General features: G+C 71.3%; 18 protein-coding genes. 6 read left to right on the forward strand and 12 right to left on the reverse strand.

The features are described 5' to 3' along the window. Positions 1 to 228: 228 nt before the first annotated feature. From BM430_RS01205 to BM430_RS34460, 5 genes are all read left to right on the forward strand, one after another. Entirely contained in the window at positions 229 to 3234 is a 3006-nt protein-coding gene (locus BM430_RS01205; protein WP_093564488.1) for a response regulator, read from the forward strand. Positions 3235 to 3501: 267 nt separating this feature from the next. Further along, on the forward strand, positions 3502 to 5262 hold the full coding sequence (locus BM430_RS01210; RefSeq protein WP_093564490.1) for a protein kinase family protein: 1761 nt from the start codon (positions 3502 to 3504) through the stop codon (positions 5260 to 5262). 22 nt (positions 5263 to 5284) lie between these two features. Continuing rightward, on the forward strand, positions 5285 to 5851 hold the full coding sequence (locus BM430_RS01215) for a histidine phosphatase family protein (RefSeq protein ID WP_093564492.1): 567 nt from the start codon (positions 5285 to 5287) through the stop codon (positions 5849 to 5851). A 318-nt stretch (positions 5852 to 6169) separates the two neighbouring features. After that, positions 6170 to 7225 carry a patatin-like phospholipase family protein gene (locus BM430_RS01220; RefSeq protein ID WP_093564493.1) on the forward strand — a complete coding sequence of 352 codons (1056 nt, stop codon included), beginning with the start codon at positions 6170 to 6172 and terminating at the stop codon, positions 7223 to 7225. A gap of 248 nt (positions 7226 to 7473) precedes the next feature. Next, the gene (locus tag BM430_RS34460; protein ID WP_177302881.1) at positions 7474 to 7626 is read left to right on the forward strand and encodes a hypothetical protein; all 153 of its coding nucleotides are present in this window, start codon (positions 7474 to 7476) and stop codon (positions 7624 to 7626) included. A 3-nt stretch (positions 7627 to 7629) separates the two neighbouring features. Here BM430_RS34460 and BM430_RS01225 read toward each other — a convergent pair whose 3' ends face one another. The 12 genes from BM430_RS01225 to BM430_RS01280 form a co-directional block, all read right to left on the reverse strand. Next, positions 7630 to 9093 carry a M81 family metallopeptidase gene (locus tag BM430_RS01225; protein WP_093564495.1) on the reverse strand — a complete coding sequence of 488 codons (1464 nt, stop codon included), beginning with the start codon at positions 9091 to 9093 and terminating at the stop codon, positions 7630 to 7632. Positions 9094 to 9352: 259 nt separating this feature from the next. Continuing rightward, positions 9353 to 10831: an amidase gene (locus BM430_RS01230; protein WP_093564497.1), complete on the reverse strand. Its 1479-nt coding sequence runs from the start codon at positions 10829 to 10831 to the stop codon at positions 9353 to 9355. 228 nt (positions 10832 to 11059) lie between these two features. Continuing rightward, positions 11060 to 12712: an ABC transporter ATP-binding protein gene (locus BM430_RS01235; RefSeq protein WP_093564499.1), complete on the reverse strand. Its 1653-nt coding sequence runs from the start codon at positions 12710 to 12712 to the stop codon at positions 11060 to 11062. Continuing rightward, entirely contained in the window at positions 12709 to 13632 is a 924-nt protein-coding gene (locus BM430_RS01240) for an ABC transporter permease (RefSeq protein WP_093564501.1), read from the reverse strand. The genes BM430_RS01235 and BM430_RS01240 overlap by 4 nt, the downstream gene beginning before the upstream one ends. Before the next feature lie 10 nt (positions 13633 to 13642). After that, positions 13643 to 14584 carry an ABC transporter permease gene (locus tag BM430_RS01245; RefSeq protein ID WP_093564503.1) on the reverse strand — a complete coding sequence of 314 codons (942 nt, stop codon included), beginning with the start codon at positions 14582 to 14584 and terminating at the stop codon, positions 13643 to 13645. A gap of 4 nt (positions 14585 to 14588) precedes the next feature. After that, the gene (locus BM430_RS01250) at positions 14589 to 16163 is read right to left on the reverse strand and encodes an ABC transporter substrate-binding protein (RefSeq protein ID WP_093564505.1); all 1575 of its coding nucleotides are present in this window, start codon (positions 16161 to 16163) and stop codon (positions 14589 to 14591) included. 316 nt (positions 16164 to 16479) lie between these two features. Further along, the gene (locus BM430_RS01255) at positions 16480 to 17382 is read right to left on the reverse strand and encodes a LysR family transcriptional regulator (RefSeq protein ID WP_093564507.1); all 903 of its coding nucleotides are present in this window, start codon (positions 17380 to 17382) and stop codon (positions 16480 to 16482) included. A gap of 103 nt (positions 17383 to 17485) precedes the next feature. Then, positions 17486 to 18133 (reverse strand): isochorismate family cysteine hydrolase YcaC, encoded by a 648-nt coding sequence (gene ycaC, locus BM430_RS01260; RefSeq protein ID WP_093564746.1) that lies wholly within the window; start codon positions 18131 to 18133, stop codon positions 17486 to 17488. A gap of 349 nt (positions 18134 to 18482) precedes the next feature. Then, a complete protein-coding gene (locus tag BM430_RS01265) occupies positions 18483 to 19940 on the reverse strand; it encodes an aldehyde dehydrogenase family protein (protein WP_093564509.1) in 1458 nt (485 codons plus the stop codon). Beyond that, a complete protein-coding gene (locus tag BM430_RS01270) occupies positions 19937 to 21214 on the reverse strand; it encodes an NAD(P)/FAD-dependent oxidoreductase (RefSeq protein WP_093564511.1) in 1278 nt (425 codons plus the stop codon). The genes BM430_RS01265 and BM430_RS01270 overlap by 4 nt, the downstream gene beginning before the upstream one ends. Positions 21215 to 21263: 49 nt before the next feature. Continuing rightward, entirely contained in the window at positions 21264 to 22133 is an 870-nt protein-coding gene (locus tag BM430_RS01275) for a GNAT family N-acetyltransferase (protein ID WP_093564513.1), read from the reverse strand. A gap of 104 nt (positions 22134 to 22237) precedes the next feature. Next, a complete protein-coding gene (locus tag BM430_RS01280; RefSeq protein ID WP_348273068.1) occupies positions 22238 to 23125 on the reverse strand; it encodes a GNAT family N-acetyltransferase in 888 nt (295 codons plus the stop codon). A gap of 317 nt (positions 23126 to 23442) precedes the next feature. On the opposite strand from BM430_RS01280, the gene BM430_RS01285 reads away from it, so the two are divergent. Continuing rightward, positions 23443 to 23799, forward strand: a complete 357-nt coding sequence (locus tag BM430_RS01285; protein ID WP_093564517.1) for a cupin domain-containing protein — start codon at positions 23443 to 23445, stop codon at positions 23797 to 23799. Positions 23800 to 24793: the final 994 nt, after the last annotated feature.

Raw genomic sequence — 24793 nt, forward strand, 5'->3', positions numbered from 1 at the left:
TTCTCGGCCCCGAGGTGACGTGCGAGGGGCGGCAATGTTTCACCCTGTGCGGCTTTCGCGCACCCCGCCCCGCGTCGGAGGCCGAGCCCGCTCCCTTTCGCCCTTGCGCTCGCGGGCAAGCTCCGGCTCCTGTCGCAAAACATTCGGCCGCCGGCCCGGCGGGCGATGCGGGGGATCGGGCGTTTCATGACGGACGCGCCGCCGCCGGGGCCGCGAGAGCAAGGTGACATGAGCAGCAAGACCGCCTCCACCCAGCGCTGGCGCTTCCTCGCCCCCGGCCGGCGCCTGCCGGGGTCGCCCCTGGCCTTCCTCCTCCTCGTCGTCGCGGTGGCGGCGGGCGGCTGGAACACCGTCGAGGGGGCGCGCAGCCGGGCCGAGGCCGAGCGGCTCGGGCGCGTCATGGCGCTGAGCGAGCGGGTGCTGTCGAGCCTGAAGGATCTCGAGACCGGCCAGCGGGGCTTCGTCCTGACCGGCCGCGAGGATTACCTCGATCCCTATACGGCGGCTTTGGCCCGGATCGACGGCGAGCTCGCCGCCCTCGACGGCGTCACCCCCGACCGGGGATTGCGCGAGCGACGCCGGGGCGTGATCGCGGCCGAGACGGATTACGCCGCCCGGGTCGTCGCCGCGCGCCGGGCCGGCGGCCAGGAGGCTGCGCTCGCACTGATCCAGACCGGGGAGGGCAAGCGCACCATGGACGCCGTGCGCGACGTGACGCGGGAGGTCCAGGACCGGGCCGCGGGCGACCTGCGCCGCCTCGCCGCGGCCGATGCCTTTCGCACCCCGCTCCTGCCCCTCGTCACGCTCGCCGCCGCCCTGGCGGCGGTCGGGTTGCTGGCGCGCCTCGCCCTGGTGCGCCGCCGCGAGAGCCAGCGCATGGCCGACCTCCTGGAGAGCGTCCTGGAGAACGCCCCCGTCGGCCTCGGCTTCCTCGACCGCGACCTCAACCTCCGGCACATGAACCGGGCGCTCGGCAACATGAGCGAGCGCGGCTTCGGCGCCGATCTCGGCGCACCGATCTGGGCGCTGCTGCCCTCGCTGCGCGACGCGCTCGGGCCGAAGCTCGCGGCGGCGCGCGACAGCGGGCTCGTCACCGCCAACGTCGCGGTCGCGGTGCCGGCCCCGAGCGCGCCGGGCGGGACCCGGCACTTCGAGGCGAGCTTCTTCCCCCTGCGCCGGCGCGGCCGCGGCCCCGAGGCCGAGCGGGCCGACGGCGTCGGCATCGTCATGGCCGACGTGACCTTAGGGAAAATCGCCGAGCGCCGCCTCGTCGACAGCGAGGAGCGGTTCCGCTCCCTCACCGAGGCGACCTCGGCCATCGTCTGGACCACCACGCCGGACGGCGCCTTCCGGCAGGCCGCCTCGGAATGGACCCGCTTCACCGGCCAGGCGCCCGCCGAGGCCGCCGGCCAGGGCTTCCTGGAGGCGGTCCATCCCGACGACCGGGAGGCGACGCGGGACGCCTGGGAGCGGGCGGTCGCCTCGCGCACGCTCTACGCCATCGAGCACCGGCTGCGCCGCCACGACGGAGTGTGGCGCCACATGGAGGGCCGCGCCGTCCCGATCCTGGAGGAGGACGGGCGGGTGCGCGAATGGGTCGGGGCGCATGCGGACGTCACCGCCCGCAAGGAAGCCGAACTGGCGCTGGAGGCCGCCAAGGAGGCGGCGGAGGAAGCCAACCGCGCCAAGAGCCAGTTCCTCGCCAACATGAGCCATGAATTGCGCACGCCGCTCTCGGCGGTGATCGGCTACGCGGAGATGCTGCAGGAGGAGATGGAGGATCTCGGCGAGGAGAGCCTGCTCGCCGACATGCGCAAGATCGAGGCGAATGCCCGCCACCTCCTCGGCCTGATCAACGACGTGCTCGACCTCTCGAAGATCGAGGCCGAGCGGATGGAGGTCTATGCCGAGGATCTCGACGTCGCCGACACCGTCCGGGAGGTCGCCACCACCGTGGACGCCCTGGTGGAGAAGAAGGGCAACACCCTGACCCTGGCCCTCGGCGATCACCTCGGGCGGGCGCATACCGACGCGACGAAGCTGCGGCAGTGCCTGATCAACCTCCTGAGCAACGCCGCGAAGTTCACGGAGGGCGGCACCATCACGCTGACGGCCGCACGCGAGCACCGGGAGGGCGGCGACCGGCTGGTCTTCACTGTCGTCGATACCGGCATCGGCATGAGCGAGGAGCAGCAGGCCCGGCTGTTCCAGCGCTTCACCCAGGCCGACGCCTCGACCACCCGCCGCTTCGGCGGCACCGGGCTCGGGCTGGCCATCACCCGGGCCTTCGCCCACATGCTCGGCGGCGAGATCACCGTGGCGAGCCGGCTGGCTGAGGGCACCACCTTCACCCTGGACCTGCCGGCGCTCTACGAGGAGCGCGATCCGGCCGAGCCCGCCGGCGAACGCCTGCCCGAGGCGCCGGCCGCCGTCGCGGCCCGGCCCGATCCGGGCTCGAACCTCGTCCTCGTCATCGACGACGATCCGGCGACCCGCGACCTCCTCGCCCGCTTCCTGCGTCGCGACGGGTTCACGGTCGCGACCGCCCCGGACGGCCGCGCGGGGCTGGAGGAGGCGCGGCGCCTGCGCCCCCGCGTCGTCCTCCTCGACGTGACGATGCCGCGGATGGACGGCTGGGCGGTGCTGCGGGCCCTGCGCGCCGACCCGGATTTCGGCGCGACGCCGGTGATCATGGTCACGGTGCTCGACGAGCAGAACCTCGCCTTCTCGCTGGGCGCCACCGACTACCTGCACAAGCCGGTCGAGTGGGGGGCACTCAAGGAGGCGATGGAGCGCTTCCGGCCCGCCATCCACGAGGGCCCGGTCCTGGTGGTCGACGACGACCCGGACGTGCGCGAGCGCATGACCACCATGCTGACCCGCGAGGGCTGGCGGGTGGCGAGCGCCGAGAACGGGCTCGCCGGCCTCGAGGCGGTCGGCGTGCGGAAACCCGGCCTGATCCTCCTCGACCTGATGATGCCGGAGCTCGACGGCTTCGGCTTCCTGCGCGCCTTGCGCGACCGGCCGGACTGGCGCGACATCCCGGTCGTCGTGCTGACCGCCAAGGACGTCACCGCGGAGGACCGCCGCCGCCTCGCCGGCCGGGCCGACCGCATCCTGCCGAAGGCGGGCCTCGGCATGGCCGACCTCGCGGCGACCCTGCGCGGGCTGATGAGCCCGGGGGCGGGGGGCGAGGCGGCGGTGGAGGCGCCGGATCGGGCGGCGGCGCCGTGACGACACGACAGCAGGGTGGTCGAGACGTGTTTCCACCCTCCATCGTCATTCCGGGGCCGCGCAGCGAAGCCCGGAATCCAGAACCGCAGGACGCGCAAAAGGGGGCGGACGGCGTTCCGCTTCGTTCTGCATCACCTGAGTGTCTGGATCCTGGGCTCCGCTACGCGGCCCCGGGATGACCCTGTGAGGTGGAAGCCTGGGCGAGAAGCGATTGACCGGGAATTCGAAGCGTCTGCCCTTTGACCCCGACTGCGAGATCTTCCGACCATGCTCGTCTACGGCGACGTTCGACGCCAGGCCGATCCCGACGACGAGGTCGCCCGCCTCCTCGACGCCGTGGAGACTGCGCGCGGGCTCGGGCCCGGCCTCGCGCGGCATGCCGCGCTGGTAGCGGCGCTGATCGCGGCGGGCGAACTCGTGCAGGGCGTGGCCGACGCGGCGTTCCGGGAGACCGGCCGGGACGCGCACGAGGGCGCGACGGTCCGGCTCACCGGCCTGCTGGTGCGCCTCGCCGAGGCCGTCTGGGCCTCGTGGCGCAGCGGCTTCGCGGTGGACGCGGTTCCCGACCGGGCCGAGCTCGCCCGGGCCTGCGCCGGGCTCGGCCCCGCCCCGCTGGAGATCCGCCTGCCCGAGGGCTTCGCCTTCTACGCCGTTTACCCGGAGGCCTACGCCGCCTCCGCCGCGGCGTCCGGGGGAGGGGCCGGCACGACGGTGATCGGGCTGCGCAGCATCGGGACGAGCCTCGGCGCGATGGTCGCGGCCGGCCTCGGGACGGCCGACCTCGTGACCGTCCGGCCGGTCGGCCATCCGTTCCGGCGCGTCCTGCGCCTGTCGGAGCGCCTGCGCGACCGGTTCGGGGCGGGCGGCGGTGTCGCCGTCGCCGACGAGGGGCCGGGGCTCTCGGGCAGCTCCTTCGGGGCGGTTTTGTGCGAACTGGAGGGACGGGGGATCGCGGCGGACCGCGTCGCGCTCTTCCCGAGCCATGCCGGGGCGCCGGGGCACGCCGCGAGCGAGGAGACGCGCCGGCTCTTCGGGCAGGCCCGGCGCCACGTCCTCACCTTCGACGACCTCGTGCTCCGGGCCGGGCGGCCGGAGCACCGTCTGGAGGCCTGGCTCGCCCCGCTCGTCGGGCCCTTGAGCGCGCCGCTGGACGAGATTTCAGGAGGAGCCTGGCGGGCGCGGTCGTTCGGCGATCGCGCCGCCTGGCCCCCTGCCAACCCGATGCAGGAGCGCCGCAAGTTCCTGGCCCGGACCGCCGGCGGAACCTGGCTCGCCAAGTTCGTCGGCCTCGGGGCGGAGGGCGAGCGGAAGGTCGCGCGCGCTCAGGGCTTGCACGCGGCCGGGTTCACCCCGGAGGTGGCCGGGTTCTGCCACGGCTTCCTGGTCGAGCGCTGGATGGAGGGGGCGACGCCGCTCGCGCCCGGCCGCGTCGACCCGCTGCGCCTCGCCGAGCGGGTCGGCGACTATCTCGGCTTTCGCGCCGCGGCTTTCCCCTGCGCCCACGGTCGCGGCGCCTCCCTCGACGCCCTGTGGGAGATGGCCCGCCACAACGCCGCCGAGGCGCTCGGCGAAGCGGCGGCCCGGGCCGTCGACGGCTGGCGCGACGCCCTTCCGCGGCTCGGCGCGGGGCTGCGCCCGGTCGAGACCGACAACCGGCTGCACCCCTGGGAATGGCTCGTGCAACCGGACGGCACGATCCTGAAGACCGACGCGGTCGACCACCACGCCGCCCACGACCTCGTCGGCTGCCAGGACATCGCCTGGGACCTCGCCGGGGCCGCGATCGAGCTCGGGCTCGTGGGCGCGGCGGGGCAGCGTTTGCGCGCGGTCGTCGCCCGGCGGATCGGCCGCGAGCCGGATCCGGACCTGATCGCCTGGCTGGAGATCGCCTACGCCGCCTTCCAGCTCGGCGCCGCGACGATGGCGGGTCATTCCGCCGAGCCCGAGGAGCGGGCGCGGCTCGACGGCGAGGTCGGGCGCTACCGCCGGCACCTCGCGGCGCGGCTGCGCGTCGCGAGCCCAAGCTGAACCTGTGCCCTATGTCTCCCCCATGATCCTGCTTCGTCATGGCCAGAGCCAGTTCAACCTTCACCATCACGCCACGGGCCTCGATCCCGGCATCGTCGATGCGCCCCTGACGCCGCTCGGCCACGAGCAGGCGGAGGCCGCCGCCCGCGCCCTCGCGGGGGAGGGCCTGCGGCGCATCCTGTGCTCGCCGCTCACCCGCGCGCTCCAGACCGCCGCCCCGGTCGCCGCCCGCCTGGACCTCCCCGTCCTGGTCACGCCGGCGGTGCGGGAGCGCCGGGGCGCGAGCTGCGACGTCGGCACCTGCCGGACCGACCTCGCCCGCGCCTGGCCCCATCTCGACATGAGCCACCTGGACGAGGTCTGGTGGCGCGAGGCCGACGACGAGGACGAGCACGAGCCGGACCACCTGTTCGCGGCGCGCATCGCCGCCTTCGGCACCGGGATGGCCGAGGATCCCGACTGGGCCCACACCCTGGTCGTGTGCCACTTCGGGTTCATCCACGCGGTCACCGGCCGCACTCTCGCCAACGGCGAGTGGGTCCGCTGCCGGATGGACGAGGGCGGGCGGCTGCTGGCGGTGGAGCGCTGACGGTTCAGTTGATCTGGGTCAAGGCGGCGGGGCGGTCGTTCCCGCATTCCCACTCGTATGGCTGGCCGGGGCCGTGACGAGGCGCGGGTTTCTCCTCTCCCCGCGGGCGGGGAGAGGGCTTCGCACCCCTTGTCGGGTGCGAAGCGAGCCCGCAGGGCGAGGGTGAGGGGGTGTTTCCGGATGAGGCTCTTCCGGCACCGCCCCCTCACCCTCGCTCCGGCTTACGCCTCCGCTAGCTCCGTCGACGACAAGGTCGCCGGAGCCCTCTCCCCGCCCGCGGGGAGAGGAGAACCCAGCGCCTTCTCTATCCCGGACAGCATGATCACTTCCTCGCCCGACCGATCGGCCGCGTCCCCGGACCCACGGCCCCACGACACCGCCCTGGTCCTCGCCGGCGGCAACGCCCTCGGGGCCTACCACGCCGGCGGCTACGAGGCGCTGCAGGCCAGCGGGATCGAGCCCGGCTGGATCGTCGGCGCGTCGATCGGCGCGGTCACGGCCGCGATCATCGCCGGCAACGCGCCCGAGCACCGGGTCGAGCGGCTGCGGCAATTCTGGGACGAGGCGACCCAGCACACCGCGCCCAGCGCCACGGAGATGCTCAAGCCGCGCCAAGTCTATAATGGCCTGCACGCGCTCCTGACCCTGGCCTGGGGACGCCCGAACATCTTCCGCCATCGCCTGCCCGGCCTGTGGTCGGCGCTGCCCTGGATGCCGAACGACGTGGCGTTGTTCGACCATTCGCCCCTGCTCGACACCCTCGCGCGGCTCGTCGATTTCGAGCGCCTGAACCGGGGCGACATCCGCGTCACGATCGGCTGCGTCGACGTCACCACCGGCGAGGAGGTCTACTTCGACACCGCGCACCAGATCGTGCGCCCCGAGCACGTCCTGGCCTCGACCGCGATCATCCCAGCCTTCGCGCCGGTGGAGGTGGAGGGCCGCCTGCTCTGCGACGCCGGCTACACCAACAACCTGCCGCTCGACCCGCTCTTTACCGCCGAGCCGCCGCGGGACCTCGTCTGCATCGCCCTCGACCTGTTCGGCCTCGAGGCGCCCCGCCCGGCCTCCCTCGACGCGGTCCTGGAGCGGGCGAACGACCTGATCTTCGCCAGCGCCGGCCGGCGCGCCATCGCCGGGCTGGAGCGGGAATACGCCTTGCGCCAGCAGATCGACCCGCACGGGCCGGCCGTCACGCTGCTGCATCTCGTCCACCGGGCCGAGGCCGACCAGCTCGCGGCCAAGAGCTTCGACTTCTCGCCCTCCTCGATCCGCGACCGCTGGCAGGCCGGCGGCCGCGACGCGAGCCGCGGGGCCGACTGGCTCGCCGCCCGCGCGGAGCCTCGGCGCCGCTTCACCTATACCAAGCTCTGACGGCCTAGATCATCGCTCGTCATCCGGAGGAGGGTGGATCGCGCCGCGCGGCCAGTCCTTTCGGTGATCACCCACGCAATACTGGCGCAACAAACCTCCGCCACACTGCGAGGTGGAAGCTGGAAGTTCGGATTTGTCTCTTATTTGATGTATTGAGCATGCATCATTGTGATGAGACAGGTTCGTTTCCGTACTGTAACAGTAGCGTCGACGTAGCGGTTTCTCCAGTCTCGAGAAGGGTCAACGCGATGACGGTTCAGGCACGGCGCATGGTCGACTTCTTGGAGAGCGCCACGACCGCGTCCGGCGAGGAGATCCGGGCGCATGTCCGGGCGCAGCTCGACAGGCTCGTCTCCGCCCTGAAGGCGGAGGGAGTGGGCGCCCGGCTCGACGCGGCTTGAACCTCAGCCCGCCCGTCGGAACGGATCGGCGACGATCGGCCAGAGCGGGCGGGTGGCCTTCGGCAGGTGCAGGGCAGCAAAGTCCGGATTGGCGCTGCCCGGCACGGCGACGTGGAGGATGCGGTCGGCCCGCGGGGCGAAGCCGGCATTGAAGTGCTGGGCCGACTTGACGAATACCGTGGCGTAATCGGTCAGGCGCACGCCGAACTGCTCGAACACGCTCGGCTGGAAGACCTGGCTGCGCAGGGCGTTGAGCACGATGTGCAGCCCCCCGGCCTCGACCATCACGCAATCGCCCATCGGCTGCTTGCCGTTGCCGTAGGTCTGGACCGCGTCGGGCACGATGCCGACGACGCGCACCGCGAGATCGACCGGATCGCCCGACATCGGACCGGTCTTGCCGCCGATGCGCAGAGGCAGCCGCGCGCCCTCGCCGGCCTCGCGGCAGAGCCGGACCGCAACCGGGTCCCAGAAGCTGCCGATGGCGCAGGCCTTCGCGCCGGCGTCGATGAGGGCGCGCAGCAGGAAGGTCGAATCGCTCGCCGCACCCGCCCCGGCATTGTCGGAGACGTCGGCCAGCACCGTCACGCCCGTCGGCGGGTTGAGCGCCACCCGTACCGCCTCGTCGAGGGTGAGCAGCCGGTCGGTCGTCGCCTCGCGTAAGTCCCACAGCTCGCGGGCCAACGCCTCGGCAGTGGCTTCGGCGAGTTCCGGATTGCCGTCGGTGACCGCCACGACCTTGGCGCCGACATCCGGGATGTCGGCCCAGGGAAAGCCGTGGGCGAGCGAAAGCGACAGGATCCCGTCCCGCCCCTCCGCCGCGCTCATCCGGTCGACGAAGCCCCGGGTCGGCGGGTTGGGCGTGCGCCACACCGCCAGCATCCGGCAATCCGCCACCGCGATTACCGGCCGGGTCCGGCCGGCCTGCGCGTCGACGCAGAGGCGGAAGAGGTCGCGCGCCCGGTCGTCGACGTCGATATGGGGATATTCCTTGTAGGTGAGCAGCACGTCGGCGGCCGCGACGATGCGGTCGGTCAGGTGGCAATGCAGGTCGAGCTCGACGCCGATCGTCACCTCATCCCCGAGGATCGCCCGGGCCGCGGCGACGAGTTCGCCCTCGCAATCGTCCTGGTGGTCGGCGATCATCGCGCCGTGGAGGTTGAACAGGGCGATGTCGACCGGACCGGCCGCCTTGAGGTCGGCGAGGATGCGGTCGCGCAGGCCCTCCCAGACGTCCTGGCGCGTCGGCCCGCCGGGTGGCGCGAAGGCGGCCAGACTCTCCACCACCTCGTAACCGGCGGCCTCCCCCAGCTCGCGCCAGACCCGGAGCGGCCCGGCGAACCAGTGGTCCGAGCGGCGCGAGGCGCCGGTCTCGACGTAGAGGTCGTCCAGGAAGGCGGCGCGCCCGGTCGGGATCGGCGAGAAGGTGTTGGTCTCGGTGCCGAGCGCGGCGATGAAGAGCTTCACGGGTGGTTCTCCTCTGGGAGATCGTTCGACCGGGACTCGTCCGTCAGACCAAGGTATTTCTAATGCTCCGCGTCATCCCGGGGCTCGCCGGAGGCGAGAACCCGGGATCCATAAACGCCGAGGTGGTAGAATGAGACGGAACGCGTTCCGCTTCATCCTGCATCGTCAGCGTTTATGGATCCCGGGTTCCGCTGTCGCGGCCCCGGGATGACGATGACGGGTGTCAGAACTGCTGAAGTTCAGTCCGACGTGGCGTCGCTCACGCCTTCGCCGTCACATGCACTCCCGGCCGCCGCCCGTCGTTCCACTGCCCCTCGATCGCCCGCTCCACCTGCGCGGCAAGCTGGAGCAGCAGTCCGTCCTGGCCCTGGGCCGCCTGGGCCTGGATGCCGAGCGGCAGGCCGTGCTCGTTCCAGGCCAGCGGCATCGAGAGAGCCGGGATGCCGCACAGGTTGGCGAGCGGCGTATAGGCGAAGTTGCGCCACAGGTTCTCGAACCAGTCGTAGACCGACGGATTGTCGCTGATCGTCAGGTACTCGGTCGTGCCGACGCGCGGCGTCGGCTTCGCGGTGATCGGCGTCAGGATGATGTCCCACTCCTCGAAGAAGGCGCCGAAGCCCCGGGCGGTGGTGTTGAACACCGCCTGCATCGCGGTCCGCTCGGCATAGGTCGCGTGGCGCCCGGCCTCCCAGATCCGGATGTTCATCGGCTCGATCAGGTCCTCCGGCGGACGCTCCAGACCCTTGGCGGCGATGAGCGCGTTGATGGTCTGGGCGAAGTTGGTGATGTAGCAGGTGGTCTGGGCCGCGAAGGCGGCCCGGATGTCGACCGCCGGCAGCGCCCACTCGACGTGGTGGCCCAGGCCCTCGAGGAAGCGGCCGATCCGCTCCAGCTCGGCGACGTGCTGGGGCACCGCGCGGTAATCGCCCCATTCGTGCGACAGCGCGATGCGCAGGCGGCCGGGATCGCGCTCGATCAGTGTCGCGTAGGGCTCCGGCGCCGTCCAGTACGGCATGAACTCGCCCGGCGCCCCGCCGCGGCAGAGATCGACGAAGGTCGCAGTATCGCGCACGCTGCGCGACTGACAGCCCTGGATCGACACGACGCTGGTGAGGTCCGAGCCGTAGGGCGCGATCGAGAACACGCCGCGGGAGACTTTCAGCCCGAGATTGCCGTTCACCCCGGCCGGGATGCGGATCGAGCCGCCCCCGTCGGTGGCGTGCGCCATCGGCACCACGCCCGCCGCCACCGCGGCGGCAGATCCCGCCGAGGAGCCGCAGGTGGTGAAGTCGAGGTTCCACGGGTTGCGGGTGACGTAGACCGCCGGATTCTCGGCCGAGCTGCACACGCCGAATTCCGGCGTGGTGGTGCGGCCGACGAGGTTGAGGCCGGCCTGGCGCATCCTGGCCGTGAGGTGGCTGTCGCTCGCCGCGCGGTTGCCGCGCATCAGGAGCGAGCCCATCTCCTGCAGCCGCCCTTTGAGGGTCGGCCCGAGATCTTTCATCAGGAACGGCACGCCGGCGAAGGCGCCGTCGAGGTTGGTGCCGTCCCGGGCCGGGTCCGCGATCGCGTCGTCGAACAGCTCGACCACGGCGCTCGTCGCCGGGTTCGTCAGCGCCACGCCGGCGGCGGCCTGCGCGGCGAGCTCGGCCGCACTCACCTCCCCGGCGCGCACCCGCGCGGCGAGCGCGCAGGCATCGTGCTGGGCCCATTCCTCCCACGTCATGGCGAGGGTCATTGGTGTAATCCTGTTCTCATCACAGTTGTCGTATCAAGACAGAGCGCGTTCCCCTCTCCCGTGTGGGAGAGGGGTTAGGGGTGAGGGTGGAGACGGTGACGAATAAAACTCTGATTGTTCAGCTGTCAGCACCAAGCTCGGCGTTTTACACTGAAGCGTGTCACCCTCACCCCTACCCCTCTCCCGCACGGGAGAGGGGATCCCGCGCTCGATCTTTACTCGGTGACATCAGGCGGACGCCGCCTGAACATGCTCCGCCCCACGCCCGAACTCCCGCCCCGGCGCCGCCTCGATCAGCGCCCGGGTATAGGCAGCCATCGGCCGGGCGAAGACCTCCCCGGTCGGGCCCTCCTCGACGATCCGGCCCCTCTGCATCACGATCAGCCGGTCGCAGATCTGCGCCGCAACCCGCAGATCGTGGGTGATGAACAGGATCGCGAGGTCGAAGCGCCTTTGCACGTCGTCGAGGAGGGCCAGCACCTGGCGCTGCACCGAGACGTCGAGGGCCGAGACCGCCTCGTCGGCGATCAGGATCTCGGGCTCCATCGCGAGGGCCCGGGCAAGGGCGATGCGCTGGCGCTGGCCGCCGGAGAACTGGTGCGGGTAGCGGACGAGGGCCGCAGGGTCGAGCCCGACAAGGCCCATCAGCTCGCGGGCCCGGGCGGTCGCGGCCTCCGGCGTGGCACCGAAATTCACCGGCCCCTCGACGATCGAGGCGCCGACCGTCCGGCGCGGGTTGAGGGAGCGGAACGGGTCCTGGAACACCACCTGGATCTTCTGCCGCAACGGCCTCAAGCGGCGCTCGGGCAGGCGGGCGATGTCGCGGTCGCCGACCATGATCTGCCCGCCGCTCGGGGCGATCAGCCGGGCGATGCAGCGCGCGACCGTGGACTTGCCCGAGCCCGATTCGCCGACGATGCCGACGGTCTCGCCGCGGTGGATGCGAAGCGCCACGTCGGCGGCGGCGTGGACCTCGCGGGTCTTCTTGAACAGGCCGCCGCTGCGATAGGTCTTGGCGAGGGCGGCGGTCTCGAGCGCCAGCGCCCCCGTCACCGGGGGCCTGTGGGCTGGCGTCATCGTCGGCACCGCGGCGATCAGCATCTTCGTGTAGGCGGCTTGCGGGCTGCCCAGCACCTGCGCCGCCGGCCCCTGCTCGACGATGCGGCCGCGCTGCATCACCACCACCCGGTCGGCGATTTCCGCCACCACGCCGAAATCGTGGGTGATGAACAGGACGCCGGTGCCGCGGCGCTCCTGCATCTCGCGGATCAGCCGCAGGATCTGCGCCTGCGTCGTGACGTCGAGCGCCGTCGTCGGCTCGTCGGCGATGAGGAGGGCGGGATCGAGGATGAGGGCGGCGGCGATCATCACCCGCTGGCGCTGCCCGCCGGAGAGCTGGTGCGGATAGGAGGCGTGCATCCGCTCCGGATCGGGCAGGTGCATCGCCTCCAGCATCGCCAGCACCTTGGCGCGGCGCGCCGAAGGGCCGAGGTCGGTGTGGATGCGCAGCACCTCCTCGATCTGGTCGCCGACGGTGAGCACCGGGTTCAGCGCGGTCATCGGCTCCTGGAAGATCATCGCCATCCGGTCGCCGCGCAGGGCCCGCAGGCGCTGCGGGCTCGCCGTCAGCACGTCCTCGCCGAGGAGCCGGATCGCCCCGGCGACGGGCTTCAGGACCCGGGCCAGCAACCCCATCACCGAGAAGGCGGTGACCGACTTGCCCGAGCCCGATTCGCCGACGACGCAGACGATCTCGCCGGGGGCGACCGTGAAGGAGACGCCGTCGACGGCGCGCAGCCGGTCGCCGCCGCCGGGCAGCGCGATGGCGAGGTCCTCGACCTCGAGGACGGGGGAGGGCGCTTCGCTCGTCGGCGCGGTCATCGGCCGGTCATCTTCGGATCGAGGGTGTCGCGCAGGCCGTCGCCCAGCATGTTCACGGCGAGCACCGTCAGGCCGAGGAAGATCCCCGGATACAGGATGTTGTGCGGATAGACCCGGAACAGGTTGCGGCCCTCCGCCATGATGTTGCCCCAGCTCGGCGTCTCCGGCGGGATGCCGATGCCGAGGAAGGAGAGCACCGCCTCGACCAGGATCGCCGAGGCGGCGATGAAGGTGCCCTGCACGATCAGCGGCGCGATCGTGTTCGGCAGGATGTGGCGCGCCATCAAGAGCGGCAGGCGGGTGCCGGCCATGATCGCGGCCTCGACATAGGGTTCCTCCCGCACCGAGAGCACGATCGAGCGCACCAGCCGCACCACCCGGGGGATCTCCGGCACCACGATCGCCGCGATGACCGCCGGCAGTCCGGCCCGGAACAGCGAGACGACCGCGATGGCGAGCAGGATGCCGGGGATCGCCATCAGCCCGTCCATCAGCCGCATGATCGGCCCGTCGAGGGGGCGGATGTACCCGGCCACCAGCCCGAGCAGGAGGCCGACGGCGAGCGAGATCACCGCCACCGAGACGGCGATCAGGAGCGAGACCCGGGCGCCGTAGAGCACGCGGCTGTAGACGTCGCGCCCGAGGCTGTCGGTGCCCATCCGGTGGCGGAAGGTGCCGGTCGTGCCGTCGTCGGCCCGGATCGTGCGCTCGAAGCCCGGCGGGCGGTTGCGGGTCGCCGGGTTGATCGCCGTCGGATCGAGGGTGCCGAGGAACGGGGCGAAGGCCCCGATCAGCGCCATCAGCAGCAGGAAGCCGGCGCCCAGCGCCACGACCGGGTTGCGCAGGAGGCGCGCGGCGAGCGACCGGCCGGGCGGCGGGAGCGCGGCCGAGGGCGCCAGCAGGGTCGGCTCGGCACTCATGACAGGCCCCTCAATGGCGGATCCTCGGGTCGAACAGGCTGTAGGTCAGGTCGATCAGGAGGTTGATGAGGACGTAGACGCCCGAGAACATCAGAATCAGCGCCTGGATCGTCGGGTAGTCGCGGGCGAGCACCGCGTCGACGGTCAGGCGGCCGAGGCCGGGGATGGCGAACACGCTCTCGGTCACCACCACGCCGCCGATGAGGAGCGCGATGCCGATGCCGACGACGGTGACGATCGGCACCGCGGCGTTCTTGAGCGCGTGGCGGAAGAGGATCTTGCGCTCGACCTGGCCCTTGGCCCGGGCGGTGCGGATGTAATCCTCGTTCAGCACCTCCAGCACGCTCGCCCGGGTCATGCGGGCGATGAGCGCGATGTAGACGACCGAGAGGGTCAGCGCCGGCAGGACCAGCCGGTGCAGGTAGCCGCCGAGCCCACCCGAGAGCGGCTGATAGCCCTGGACCGGGAACCAGCCCAGCGTGATCGAGAAGACGTAGATGAGAAGGTAGCCGATCACGAAGACCGGCACCGAGAAGCCGAGGACGGACGCGCCCATCACGATCCGGTCGAGCCAGGACCCGTGCCGGTAGGCCGCCACGACCCCGAGCGGGATCGCGACGCAGACCGCGATCAGCATCGTGGCGGCGGCGAGCGACAGGGTCGGCTCGATCCGCCCGAGGATCAGCTCGCCGATGCTCTTCTTGAAGAAGAACGACTCGCCGAGATTGCCCTGGAGGAGGTTGCCGATCCAGATCGCGAACTGCGCCGGCAGCGGCTGGTCGAGGCCGAGCTGGTGGCGCACCTGCGCGATCTGCTCGCTCGAGGCGTTGTCCCCGGCGATCACCGCCGCCGGGTCGCCGGGCGTGAGCCGCAGCATCAGGAAGACCAGCACCGCGACGATCGCCAGCACCGGGATGGCGGCAAGCAGTCGCCGCAGCACGTAGCCGAGCATCGGCTTATTTCTTCTTCTCGACGTTCCAGAACACCGGCGCCGCGGCGGTCAGGATGCCGGAGATGTTTTTCCGCGCGGCGATCGGAATGTAGAACTGGCCGAGATGGACGTACGGCACGACCTCGCGCCAGCGCAGCTGCACGGCCTCGGCGATCGCCTTCTGCTTGGCCGGATCGACCTCGCGGGCGAAGTCGTCGCGCAGTTTCTCCATCTCCGCGTCGCAGGGCCAGCCGAACGGAGCCTTCTCGCAGCTCATGTTCATGAAGCTCGCCATCACCGGGTTCAGGATGTCGGCCGAGACCCAGGACGTGTTCATCAGGTTCCAGCCGCCCTTGTCGGCCGGATCCTTGCGCACCCGGCGCGCCACCACGGTCTGCCAGTCGGACGACTGCATATCGACCTTGAAGCCGCCCTTCTCGAGCAGCTGCTTGGCCACGGGACCGAGATTGGTCAGGGTCTGCAGGTCGGTCGAGTGCAGGAGGACGATCGGCGTGCCGTCGTAATTCGCCTCCTTCAGGAGCTGCTTCGACTTGGCGAAGTTCGATTCGAGCAGCCCGTCCATCCCCTTCTCGGTGGCGAGCGGCGAGCCGCAGACGAACAGGGCCTTGCAGGTCTTGTAGTAGTCGGGATCGCCCACCACCGCCTGGAGGAAGTCGGTCTGGTTGAGGGCGAAGGTCAGGGCCTGGCGCACCTTCGGGTTGTCGAAGGGCTTGATCAGGTGGTTCGGCCGCATCGCGTATTGAAGGCCCAGCGGATTGTAGTCGACGAGCTGGACGCCGGAATCGCCCTTGAGCAGCGGGATCAGGTCGTAGGCCGGCTGCTCGATCAGGTCGATCTCCCCGGCGAGCAGGGCGTTCACCGCCTGCTGCTGGTCCGAGATCGCCAGCCACTCGACCCGGTCGACCTTGACCACCTTGCCGCCGGCGAGGCCCGAGGCGGGTTCGGAGCGCGGCTTGTAGTCCTTGAACTTGGTGTAGACGATCTTGTCGCCGGGCTTCCACTCGTCGGTCTTCATCACGAAGGGGCCGGAGCCGGTGAAGTCCGAGATCTGCTGGTTCGGGTCGGTCTCGGCGACCCGCTTCGGCATCATGAACGGCACGTTCGAGGACGGCTTGGCGAGGCCGAACAGCAGGAGCCCGGTCGGCGACTTCAGCTTGACGGTGAAGCTTTTCGCGTCGTCGGCGCTCATGCCCTCGACGAAGGTCATCAGCTTCTGGCCCAGCGAATCGCGGGCCGCCCAGCGCTTGATCGAGGCGACGCAATCCTCCGCCGTCACCGGCTTGCCGTCGTGCCACTTGAGGCCGTCGCGCAAGGTGAACGCGTAGGTCAGGTTGTCGGGCGACACCGTGTAGGTGTCCACCATCTGCGGCTTGACCTCGCCCTGTCCGTCGAGCGCGAACAGGGTGTCGTAGATCATGTAGCCGTGGTTGCGGACGATGTAGGCGGTGGTCCAGATCGGGTCGACGATCTTGACGTCCGAATGCATCACCGCCTTGAGCGTCTGCGCCGGCGCGACTCCGGGGGCGAGCAGGGCCGCGGTTGCGGCGACGAGGCCGAGAACGGACCGACGAAACGCCATCAAGTGTGTCTCCTCGCAAGGCGCGCCGAGGGCGGCGCTGCCGTCAGGGGGCGGGCGAGGCTGCCCGCGGCGACCGGGCATGCAATCGACAGACCAGCTTGCCGATTGATGCTGGGAACGACAGATCGATCTGAAAACGCAAGCTCGACGCAAATATCGGGGACAGCAGACGCGCCGCCGCGCAGGTTGTCCCATGAGCAGGCCGGCCCATGGTCCGAACTGCCGCGGACCGTCGCAGGATGCGGGAGGGCGGGCGGGCTGACTACGACGAAATCGTGCGAGGCGTGCACCGTTTTTCGTGGCACTCCCCGGTTGGTCAGGCGCTGACTTGGAGCAGTGCGGCGTCCAGGTCGCGACGCAGGCGCTCGGCGGCGAAGCTCGGCTGGCGGTCGGCCGGGACGCAGAGGTCGAGGGAGGTCTCGACCGGCATCGTGTCGGGGAAGGGCACCGCCACCATCGTGCCGGCGGCGATACCGTCGGCCACGGTGGCGCGGGGCAGCACCCCCAGGGCGCCGGCCTCCACGATGAGCGTGCGCTGGAGGTCGAGGGAGGCGGCCTCGAAGGTCGGCACGATCCGGCACCCGGCCTCCGCCGCCGCCCGGTCGAGATAGGTGCGCACGCCGAAATCCGGGCCCGGCAGCACCCAGCGATAGCGCGCGAGCGCAGCCGGAACGGCGCCGCCCTCCCGCGTCACCGGGTGGTCCGGGGGTGCGATGATGAATTGCGGCAGCCGCACCCGCTTGACCACCGCGATCGCGTCGGAGGCCGGGGCGAAGAAGGTGAGGGCGAGGTCGCAGGACGCGTCCTCGATCGCCCGCACCGCGTCCTTCGCAGTTCCGGTGCGCAGCCGGGCGCGGACATGCGGGTGGCGGGCCGCGAAGGCGGCCAGCACCGGCACGAGGATCGCCGAGGCGATGCCCTCGGCGGCGTGGACGCCGACGAGGCCGCCGCGCAGGCCCTTCAGGTCGTCGATCAGGCGGACGACGTGGTCGAGCTCGTTGATCGTCCGGTCGAGCTTGGCGGCGAGCAGCTCGCCCGCCGCGGTCAGGCGGATGCCGAGGGGACTGCGCTCCAGGAGCGGCGCGTCCATGTAGTATTCGAGCTGCGAGATGTGCCGCGCCAGGACGTTCGGATGGATGTCGAGCTGGGTGGCGGCGTCGCGCAGCGACGTGCAGCGGGTGACGACCGCGAAGTAGTGGAGAGCGACGATCTTCGCCATGCCGGAGAGCCCGTGACCGATGCCGGTCCGCCCTCGTAGGGGAGGGCGGACCGGCGCACGAGGCTTTATCTCTCACGAAGGTCCCACACCGTCATGGTGTGGCTCAGGCCCCGGGATTCGCGTTCGGGATCGTGCCCCGGAGGGCGGCGTAGCTCGTCATCAGGTTGCGATAGTCCGGGATGTGGTCGCCGAGCAGCGTCGCCAGCCCCTCGACGTCCCGGCGCCAGTCGCGGTGCAATTCGCAGGCGACCGCGAACCAGTTCACCAGCTGCACGCCCGCCGCCGACATCCGGTTCCAGGCCCCGTCGCGCACCACCGGGTTGAAGGTGCCGGAGGCGTCGGTGACGGCGAACACCTCGTAGCCCTCCGCGATGGCCGACAGGGCGACGAAGGCGACGCAGACCTCGGTGACGACGCCGGCGATGATCAGCTGCTTGCGGCCGGTCGCCTTCACGGCGGCGACGAAATCGGGGTTGTCCCAGGCGTTGATCTGGCCGGGCCGGGCGATGAACGGCGCGTCCGGGAACTTGGCCTTCAGCTCCGGCATGATCGGGCCGTTCGGGCCCTCCTCGAAGCTGGTGGTGAGGATGGTCGGCAGCTTGAAGTAGGCGGCGAGGTCGGCCACCGCCAGCACGTTGCTCCGGAAGCGGTCGGGGTCGAGGTCGCGCACCAGCGACATCAGGCCGGCCTGGTGATCGACGAGCAGGACGACGGCCTGGTCGAGGTCGAGGCGGGTATAGGGCTTCGTCATGGTCGTCTCCATCGGGGGCGGCCGGTGCGGCGCCGTTTCGATGGAGGGAGTATGTCTGCGGCGTTTCTGGCTGGAAACAGAAACGATGGAAAACGATCGTTTCTGAAATTGCACCGCTCGGCGTCGTAAATAGGTTGGCTCGGCCTCGGCGAACGCCATGACATTCGACGTCAGCAGGAAATCACGCCGTACAAATCGACGTCAGCCCGGCCCCTTTCCCGGACGAATGAAACGAAGTGAAAGGAGATCCGGGAAAGGGGGCGGCTCACGAGCAACTGGTGCCGAAGGTCCGACACGGTGCCGGACCTGGCGCAGGCCGTGATCCTCCCGGACCACGACCCCGTCCGGGCTACCGGTAGAACCCGAGGATCGCCTTGGTCTCCAGGTACTCTTCCAGGCCCTCGCGGCCGTATTCGCGGCCGTTGCCCGAGCGCTTGTAGCCGCCGAACGGCGCGGCCGGGTCCCAGTCCGGCGCGTTGAGGTGGACCTGGCCGGCGCGGATCTGCCCGGCCACCGCCCGCACCTGTTCCAGGTCGGCGCCCTGGACGTGGGCGCCGAGCCCGTAGATCGTGTCGTTGGCGATCTCGACCGCTTCCTCGACGCTGTCGTAGGGCAGGATCGCCAGGACCGGCCCGAAGATCTCTTCTTGCGCGATCGCCATGTCGCGGCGCACATCGGAGAACACGGTCGGGCGGGCGAAGAGGCCGGTCGTGAGGCCGTCCGGCCGCCCGGGGCCGCCGGCGACGAGCTTGGCGCCCTCCTCAATACCGATCCGGATCATCTGCTGGATCCGGTCGTACTGCGGCCGGTTGGCGATGGCGCCGTGGGTCGTCGCCTCGCGCCGCGGATCGCCGACCACGAAGGCGGACACGGCTTGCCGCGCCAGGGCCTCGACCTCGGCGAGGCGGGCGCGGGGCACCAGCATCCGGGTCGGCGCGCTGCACGATTGGCCGAGGTTGCGCATCGCCGCGGCGACGCCGTGGGGAATGCAGCGGGCGAGATCGGCGTCCGGAAGGACGACGTTGGGCGACTTGCCGCCGAGCTCCTGCGCCACGCGCTTGACCGTGGGCGCCGCGGCCTGCGCCACCAGCACGCCGGCCCGGGTCGAGCCGGTGATCGAGACCATGTCGACCTCGGGGTGGGTCGCCAGCGCCTCGCCGACCACCGGGCCGGTGCCGTTGACGAGGTTGAACACGCCCGCCGGGCATCCGGCCTCGTGCATCACCTCGGCGAAGAGGAGCGCGCTCAAGGGAGACAGCTCGCTCGGCTTCAGCACCACCGTGCAGCCCGCCGCCAGAGCCGGGCCGACCTTGGCGGTGATCTGGTAGAGCGGCCAGTTCCACGGCGTGATGAGCGCGCACACCCCGATCGCCTCGCGGGCGATGGCGGTAGTGCCGCGCTGCGACAGGAAGGGATAGGTCGCCAGCAGGTTGCGGGCGACCCGCAGATGGGCGGCGGCGAGCGGCACCTGCGCCTGGCGCGCGTAGGAGATCGGGGCGCCCATCTCGGCGCTCAGCGCCTGGGCGAACAGCTCCAGCCGCTCCATCACCAGCCCGTGGACGCGGTCGAGGAGCGCGGCGCGCTCGGAGGCCGGCATGCGCGACCAGGCCGGGAAGGCGCGCCTCGCCGCGGCGACGGCGTGCGCGACGTCGTCACGATCGCAGAGCGCGATCTCGGCGATCACCGTCTCGCTCGCCGGGTCGACGACGCCGGCGCGCTCCGTGCCCGCCGGCTCGCGCCACGCCCCGTCGCTGTAGAAGCGGCCGAGAAATCCAGCCTGCATCAGGTGCCGAAGGGGATCGGTCATTGGAAACGGTCCTTGAGGCGGTAATAGGCGCCGATCACCGGCAGGAACCAGGGCGGGCCGAAATGGCCCGGAATTGCCGGCCAGGCGAAGCCGCCCCAGGGATTCAGCTCGGCGCGCCCGTCCATCACCTCGGCCATGATGGTGCCCATCAGCGTCGACATCTGGGTGCCGTGGCCGCTGTAGCCCATCGAGTAGTAGATGCCGTCGCGCTCGCCGGCGCGGGGGAGGCGGTCGCGGGTCATGTCGACCATGCCGCCCCAGCAATAGTCGATCCGCACGTCCTTCAGCTCGGGGAAGACGTCGTGCAGCGCGGCGCGCAGGATCTCGCCGCTCTTCTCGTCCGAGGCCGGGTTCGAGACCGCGAAGCGGGCGCGGCCGCCGAAGAGCAGCCGGTTGTCCGGCGTGGTGCGGAAATAGTTGACGAGGTTCTTGGTGTCGGTGGCGTTGCGGCGGCGCGGCGTCATCCGATCGAGCATCGCCAGTGGCAGCGGCTCGGTGGCGATCAGGAAGGCGCCGACCGGCACGATGCGCCGGCGCACCCAGCCGAGCGGCCCGGCCTGCGAGATGCCGCTGGCCAGCAGCACCTGCTTCGCCCGCACCGTGCCCCTGGGCGTGCCGACGAGGTGGCCGCCGCCCGGTGCGGCCTTCAGGCTCGTCATCGGCGTGCGCTCGTGGACCGCGACGCCGCGGCGGGCGGCGGCCTCGGCGAGTCCCCGGACGAAGCGGCCGACATGCAGCGCGGCGCTCTTGCGGTAGATCAGGCCGCCGTAATAGCGCTGCGACCCGATCTCGGCGGGGAGGTCGGCGCGGCTCACCATCGCGGTGTCGGGATCGACGGTCGCGGCGAGCAGCTCCTGGCTGCGCGCCAGCTTGTCGTAGTGCTCGGGCTTCGCCGCGAGCTTGATCTTGCCGACGCGAGCGAAGCTGCAATCGATCCCTTCCTCCCGCACCAGCCGCTCGACCGTGTCGACCCCGGCATCGAAGGCGCGGTAGAGCGTGTTGGCGGCCTCCTGGCCGAGCTTGCCAGAGAGGGTGGCGTAGTCCTGCGCGAAGCCGTTGTTGCACATGCCGCCGTTGCGGCCCGACGCGGCGCCGCCGATCACGTCAGCCTCCAGCAGGACGACGCGGGCGCCCTTCTTGGCGAGCGCCAGGGCGGCGGAGGATCCGGTCAGGCCGCCGCCGATCACCGCGACGTCGCAAGAGCCCTCGACCGGCCCCGTGGCACCGCCCGTGAACGGGTTCGACGTGTCCAGCCAATAGGATGTGAGCTTCATAGCGGCACCGGGCGGTTCGAGTTCGGGGGCGACGGCGAGGCGCGTCGCGCTAATGGAAGGACTGGTTGGCAAGGGCGAAGAGGCGCGCCGGCCCGGCCGGCGGGAGAGCGCCGCGCACCATCGTGAGGGCGTCGCCGACCTGCGGCAGCCCGATCCCGGTGAGCCACGGCGAGAGCCCGGACCCCTCCGGCACGTCGATCCGCACGAACCGGCCGTCGAGGCAGGCGAGCGACGCCGCGATCAGGCGGCGCGCCTCGTCAGGGCTGCCGGCGACGACCGGGCCGATCACGTGGCCGCGGCCGAAGGGCCGGGTGATCGCGTAAGCCGCGGGCGCACCGTCGTGCAGGAGCACCTGGCCCTCGCCGGAAGCGAGCAGGCGCTCCAGCAGCGGGCGCCGCGCGAAGCCGGTCGCCGCCCGGTCGAAAGCTGCGATCGCCCCGAGGTCGTCCGGCGTGATCGCCCGCAGGCCCGGATCCGGCGCGGCCGCGGTGCTGTGCCGGTACGGGCCCTGGTGCTGCCGGACGGTGCCGACCGGCTGAAAACCGTAGCGCGCGTAGAGCGCGCGCCCCTCGGCGGTCGAGTTGAGGAGCAGGGTCCGAGGTCCGGCCGCGCCGAGCAGCGCCTCCACCAGCCGCGTCCCGTAGCCCCGTCCCTGGGCCGCGCCCGCAACGATGATCATGCCGATCGTGGCGTGGTCCGCCTCGTCGGGGAACCAGGCCGCCGTGCCGATCACCGCACCGGCGCGCTCCAGCGCGAAGCCGCGGCCGACCCGCAGGGCGAAGTCCCAATCCTCGAGCCGGTAGGGCCAGGACATCTCCCGCGACAGCGCGAGCGCGCCGGGCAGGTGCACGGGCGCGAACGGCACCAGGGCGATCGCGTCGGCCGTGATCCGGCGGTCCGGGAGGGTTGCGGTGTCCATGGCAGGTATGTCCCGGTCGATGGGGCGCGCGACGCGGCCTTCCGCCCGTCGGGGAGGGCGGTCCAAGCCTTGCGCCGGACGTCGAGGTGTGTGGGTCGTGTGTTCTAGCTCAGGGCGTGCGCCGCCAGACCGTAGACGCCGGGGCGCCCGGCCTCGACGAGAGGCAGCGGGGCGCCGCGGGTCAGCGTCCGCACCGTGTCGAACAGGCGCAGGCCCGCCGCCTCCAGGTAGCTGCGCAACGGTCCCGTCTCCTGCCGGGTGTCGAGGCGGACGAACTGGCCGTCGAGGCCGGCGAGCAGGCTGGCGACCAGCGAAGCGGCCTCCTCCTCGCTCTCCGCCACGACCGGGCCGATGACCGTGCCGCGCCCGAACGCCCGGCGCATGCCGTAGCCGACCAGGCGCCCGTCGCGCCGCAGGCCGCGGATCTCGGCGGTCCGGGCGAGCTGCGCCATCAGCCGGGGGCGTCCGGCACCGAAGCCCGCCGCGTCGAGGGCCGCGACCTCGTCGAGATCGGCCGGCGCGAGCACCTCGACCGCGTCGGCGAGGCCGGGCGGGGGCGCGGCCGCCGGCGTCGCCTGGCCCTGGCACTGGTAGACGGTGGCCTGCGGCTCGAAGCCGAGCGAGACGTAGAGGCGGTAGGCGGCGCGGGTCGAGTTCAGGATCAGCCGGCGCTCGCCGCATTGCCGGAGGATGCGCTCCATCATCCAGCGCCCGCCGCCATGGGTCTGGAGCCGCGGCGAGGTGATGACCATGCCGATCGTCGCGCACTCCTCGCCGTGGGGAAACCACATCGCCGAGCCGAAGACGCGGCCGATCTCGTCGATGGCGGCGACGCCGTGCCCGAGGGCGCGCAGGGCCTCCCAGTCGCCGGGACGATGCGGCCACTCGACCCCGAGGGACAGGCCGTGGAGCGCGTCCACGTCGACGGTGGCGATGTCCTGCGTGGCGAGTTCGAAGGACTTCAGCCGCATCGTGTTGGGGGGCGTCGTCACCACATCCTCTCCTTGCCGGCCGGCGCCGCGCGGGTGAGACGTCGGGCCCGAGGCCCGCACCGCACCGTCATGGCGCCACCGCTCGCCACACAATGACCCGGACCGCGCCGACAATTCCGCTGGAGATCGGGCGGTCTTCGGAATTTTCGACCGAAGCCCCCCGGTTTACGGCAGGAGCCCCGGGTTCCCGCCGTTAAGGTCGGGCCGGTCCAAGGGGAGGCCGGCCCTGCGCCGCCGGCCTTACCCCGTCGATCCGCCTGCCGCCGGCGACCGGCGCGGCCGCGGATCCCGACACCCTACAAGCCCAGGAGACCGGCATGAGCCTTCTCGTCACCCTCGACACCGATCCGCGCTTTCCCCCCAAGGAGGCCCTGCCGCTGCCCGAGCGCCTGATCTCGGGCTCGCCGGCCTTCAAGACCTGGGCGCAGGACGACACCCGCGACGGGATGATCAAGACCGGCATCTGGGAGGCGACCCCGGGCGAGACCCACTCGATCAAGGGCACCACCTTCGAGTTCTGCCACATCCTCTCCGGCCTGGTCGAGATCGAGGAGACGGGCGGCGAGACCCGGACCTACCGGGCCGGCGACAGCTTCGTGATGAAGCCCGGCTTCGTCGGCATCTGGCGCACGATCGAGACGGTGCGCAAGATCTACGTCTGCGTCTACGAGTGAGCGTGGACTGACTCAACGACATCGTCGGGAATGGGTGAGGCGGCCGGGAGGCCGCCTTTTTCGTGTCTGGTGGGCGGGCGCTTTCGGTGACTGCAAGGCGTTGGGCAAAGGAAAATGCGCGGGTTTCTCCTCCCCCGCGGGCGGCGGGGCTGTCCGGGGAAAAGAAGTGGCGCGTCTCCCCTCTCCAGGCGATGCCGGGCTTGCCCGGTATCGCTGCAAGGTGTGGGAGAGGGGCAGGGGGTGAGGGTGACACGCTTCAGTGTAAAGCTGTGCCGTGGTGCTGGCAGCTCAACGTTCGGCATTTCACACTGAAGCGTAGCACCCTCGCCCCTACCCCTCTCCCACACGGGAGAGGGGATCCCGCGCTTGATTCTAAAACGGATTTTCCCCGGACAACCCTGCGCGAGAAGTCGGGCCTGCCCGACTTCGTCCGTGTCTTGCAGAGCCCGGGCAAGCCCGGGATCTGTCGGGGAGGGGGGAATGTCCGCGCCCTTTCTTTCCCCGACAGCCTTTCCCCGGCAGCCAGTGACCAGCTCAGCACAGGGATCCCGACCGCAGCAGATTGTTGCGCATCGCGGCGGGCCACCGGCATCGCCGGCACGCCGCCGGGACCGTCGGTCCGCCCGGCCCGCCATTCCGACGCGACCGGACCTCCCCCACTCGCCGCACTCCACAAATGGCGCCGCCCGGGATCCGTAGAGGAACGCCGCCGGCCGGACGCGGTCGTCCCCGATCCGGCGCTCACGCCAGTCGATGCAGGGCCTCACGGCCTCCCTCTTCTGCCGACAAAATGACGTCATCTCGCCTTCGACTGCACGACGCCCCGCACCGCTCAAGCTGTAACAGAGACGAACATGCCGGGTTGCCGCCGGAGCGCCGCGCGGCGGCCCACTGCATAAATTTTGCCGGGACCGAAGATTCGGAATTTTGTGCCGTCCCCCTCCGTCGTTTCGGTGCAAATCGCGAGGCGGATCCGCCACACTGCTGTCATTGA

The organism is Methylobacterium sp. 174MFSha1.1, assembly GCF_900116815.1.
Taxonomy (GTDB): Bacteria; Pseudomonadota; Alphaproteobacteria; order Rhizobiales; family Beijerinckiaceae; genus Methylobacterium.

What these genes read in the sequence shown, in the direction of transcription:
- BM430_RS01270 (WP_093564511.1), bottom strand. Translation starts at nt 21,214, where the DNA reads ATGAAGCTCACATCCTATTGGCTGGACACGTCGAACCCGTTCACGGGC.
- BM430_RS01220 (WP_093564493.1), top strand. Translation starts at nt 6,170, where the DNA reads ATGATCACTTCCTCGCCCGACCGATCGGCCGCGTCCCCGGACCCACGG.
- BM430_RS01235 (WP_093564499.1), bottom strand. Translation starts at nt 12,712, where the DNA reads ATGACCGCGCCGACGAGCGAAGCGCCCTCCCCCGTCCTCGAGGTCGAG.
- BM430_RS01215 (WP_093564492.1), top strand. Translation starts at nt 5,285, where the DNA reads ATGATCCTGCTTCGTCATGGCCAGAGCCAGTTCAACCTTCACCATCAC.
- BM430_RS01240 (WP_093564501.1), bottom strand. Translation starts at nt 13,632, where the DNA reads ATGAGTGCCGAGCCGACCCTGCTGGCGCCCTCGGCCGCGCTCCCGCCG.
- BM430_RS01275 (WP_093564513.1), bottom strand. Translation starts at nt 22,133, where the DNA reads ATGGACACCGCAACCCTCCCGGACCGCCGGATCACGGCCGACGCGATC.
- BM430_RS01210 (WP_093564490.1), top strand. Translation starts at nt 3,502, where the DNA reads ATGCTCGTCTACGGCGACGTTCGACGCCAGGCCGATCCCGACGACGAG.
- BM430_RS01285 (WP_093564517.1), top strand. Translation starts at nt 23,443, where the DNA reads ATGAGCCTTCTCGTCACCCTCGACACCGATCCGCGCTTTCCCCCCAAG.
- BM430_RS01255 (WP_093564507.1), bottom strand. Translation starts at nt 17,382, where the DNA reads ATGGCGAAGATCGTCGCTCTCCACTACTTCGCGGTCGTCACCCGCTGC.
- BM430_RS01230 (WP_093564497.1), bottom strand. Translation starts at nt 10,831, where the DNA reads ATGACCCTCGCCATGACGTGGGAGGAATGGGCCCAGCACGATGCCTGC.
- ycaC (WP_093564746.1), bottom strand. Translation starts at nt 18,133, where the DNA reads ATGACGAAGCCCTATACCCGCCTCGACCTCGACCAGGCCGTCGTCCTG.
- BM430_RS01265 (WP_093564509.1), bottom strand. Translation starts at nt 19,940, where the DNA reads ATGACCGATCCCCTTCGGCACCTGATGCAGGCTGGATTTCTCGGCCGC.
- BM430_RS34460 (WP_177302881.1), top strand. Translation starts at nt 7,474, where the DNA reads ATGACGGTTCAGGCACGGCGCATGGTCGACTTCTTGGAGAGCGCCACG.
- BM430_RS01250 (WP_093564505.1), bottom strand. Translation starts at nt 16,163, where the DNA reads ATGGCGTTTCGTCGGTCCGTTCTCGGCCTCGTCGCCGCAACCGCGGCC.
- BM430_RS01245 (WP_093564503.1), bottom strand. Translation starts at nt 14,584, where the DNA reads ATGCTCGGCTACGTGCTGCGGCGACTGCTTGCCGCCATCCCGGTGCTG.
- BM430_RS01205 (WP_093564488.1), top strand. Translation starts at nt 229, where the DNA reads ATGAGCAGCAAGACCGCCTCCACCCAGCGCTGGCGCTTCCTCGCCCCC.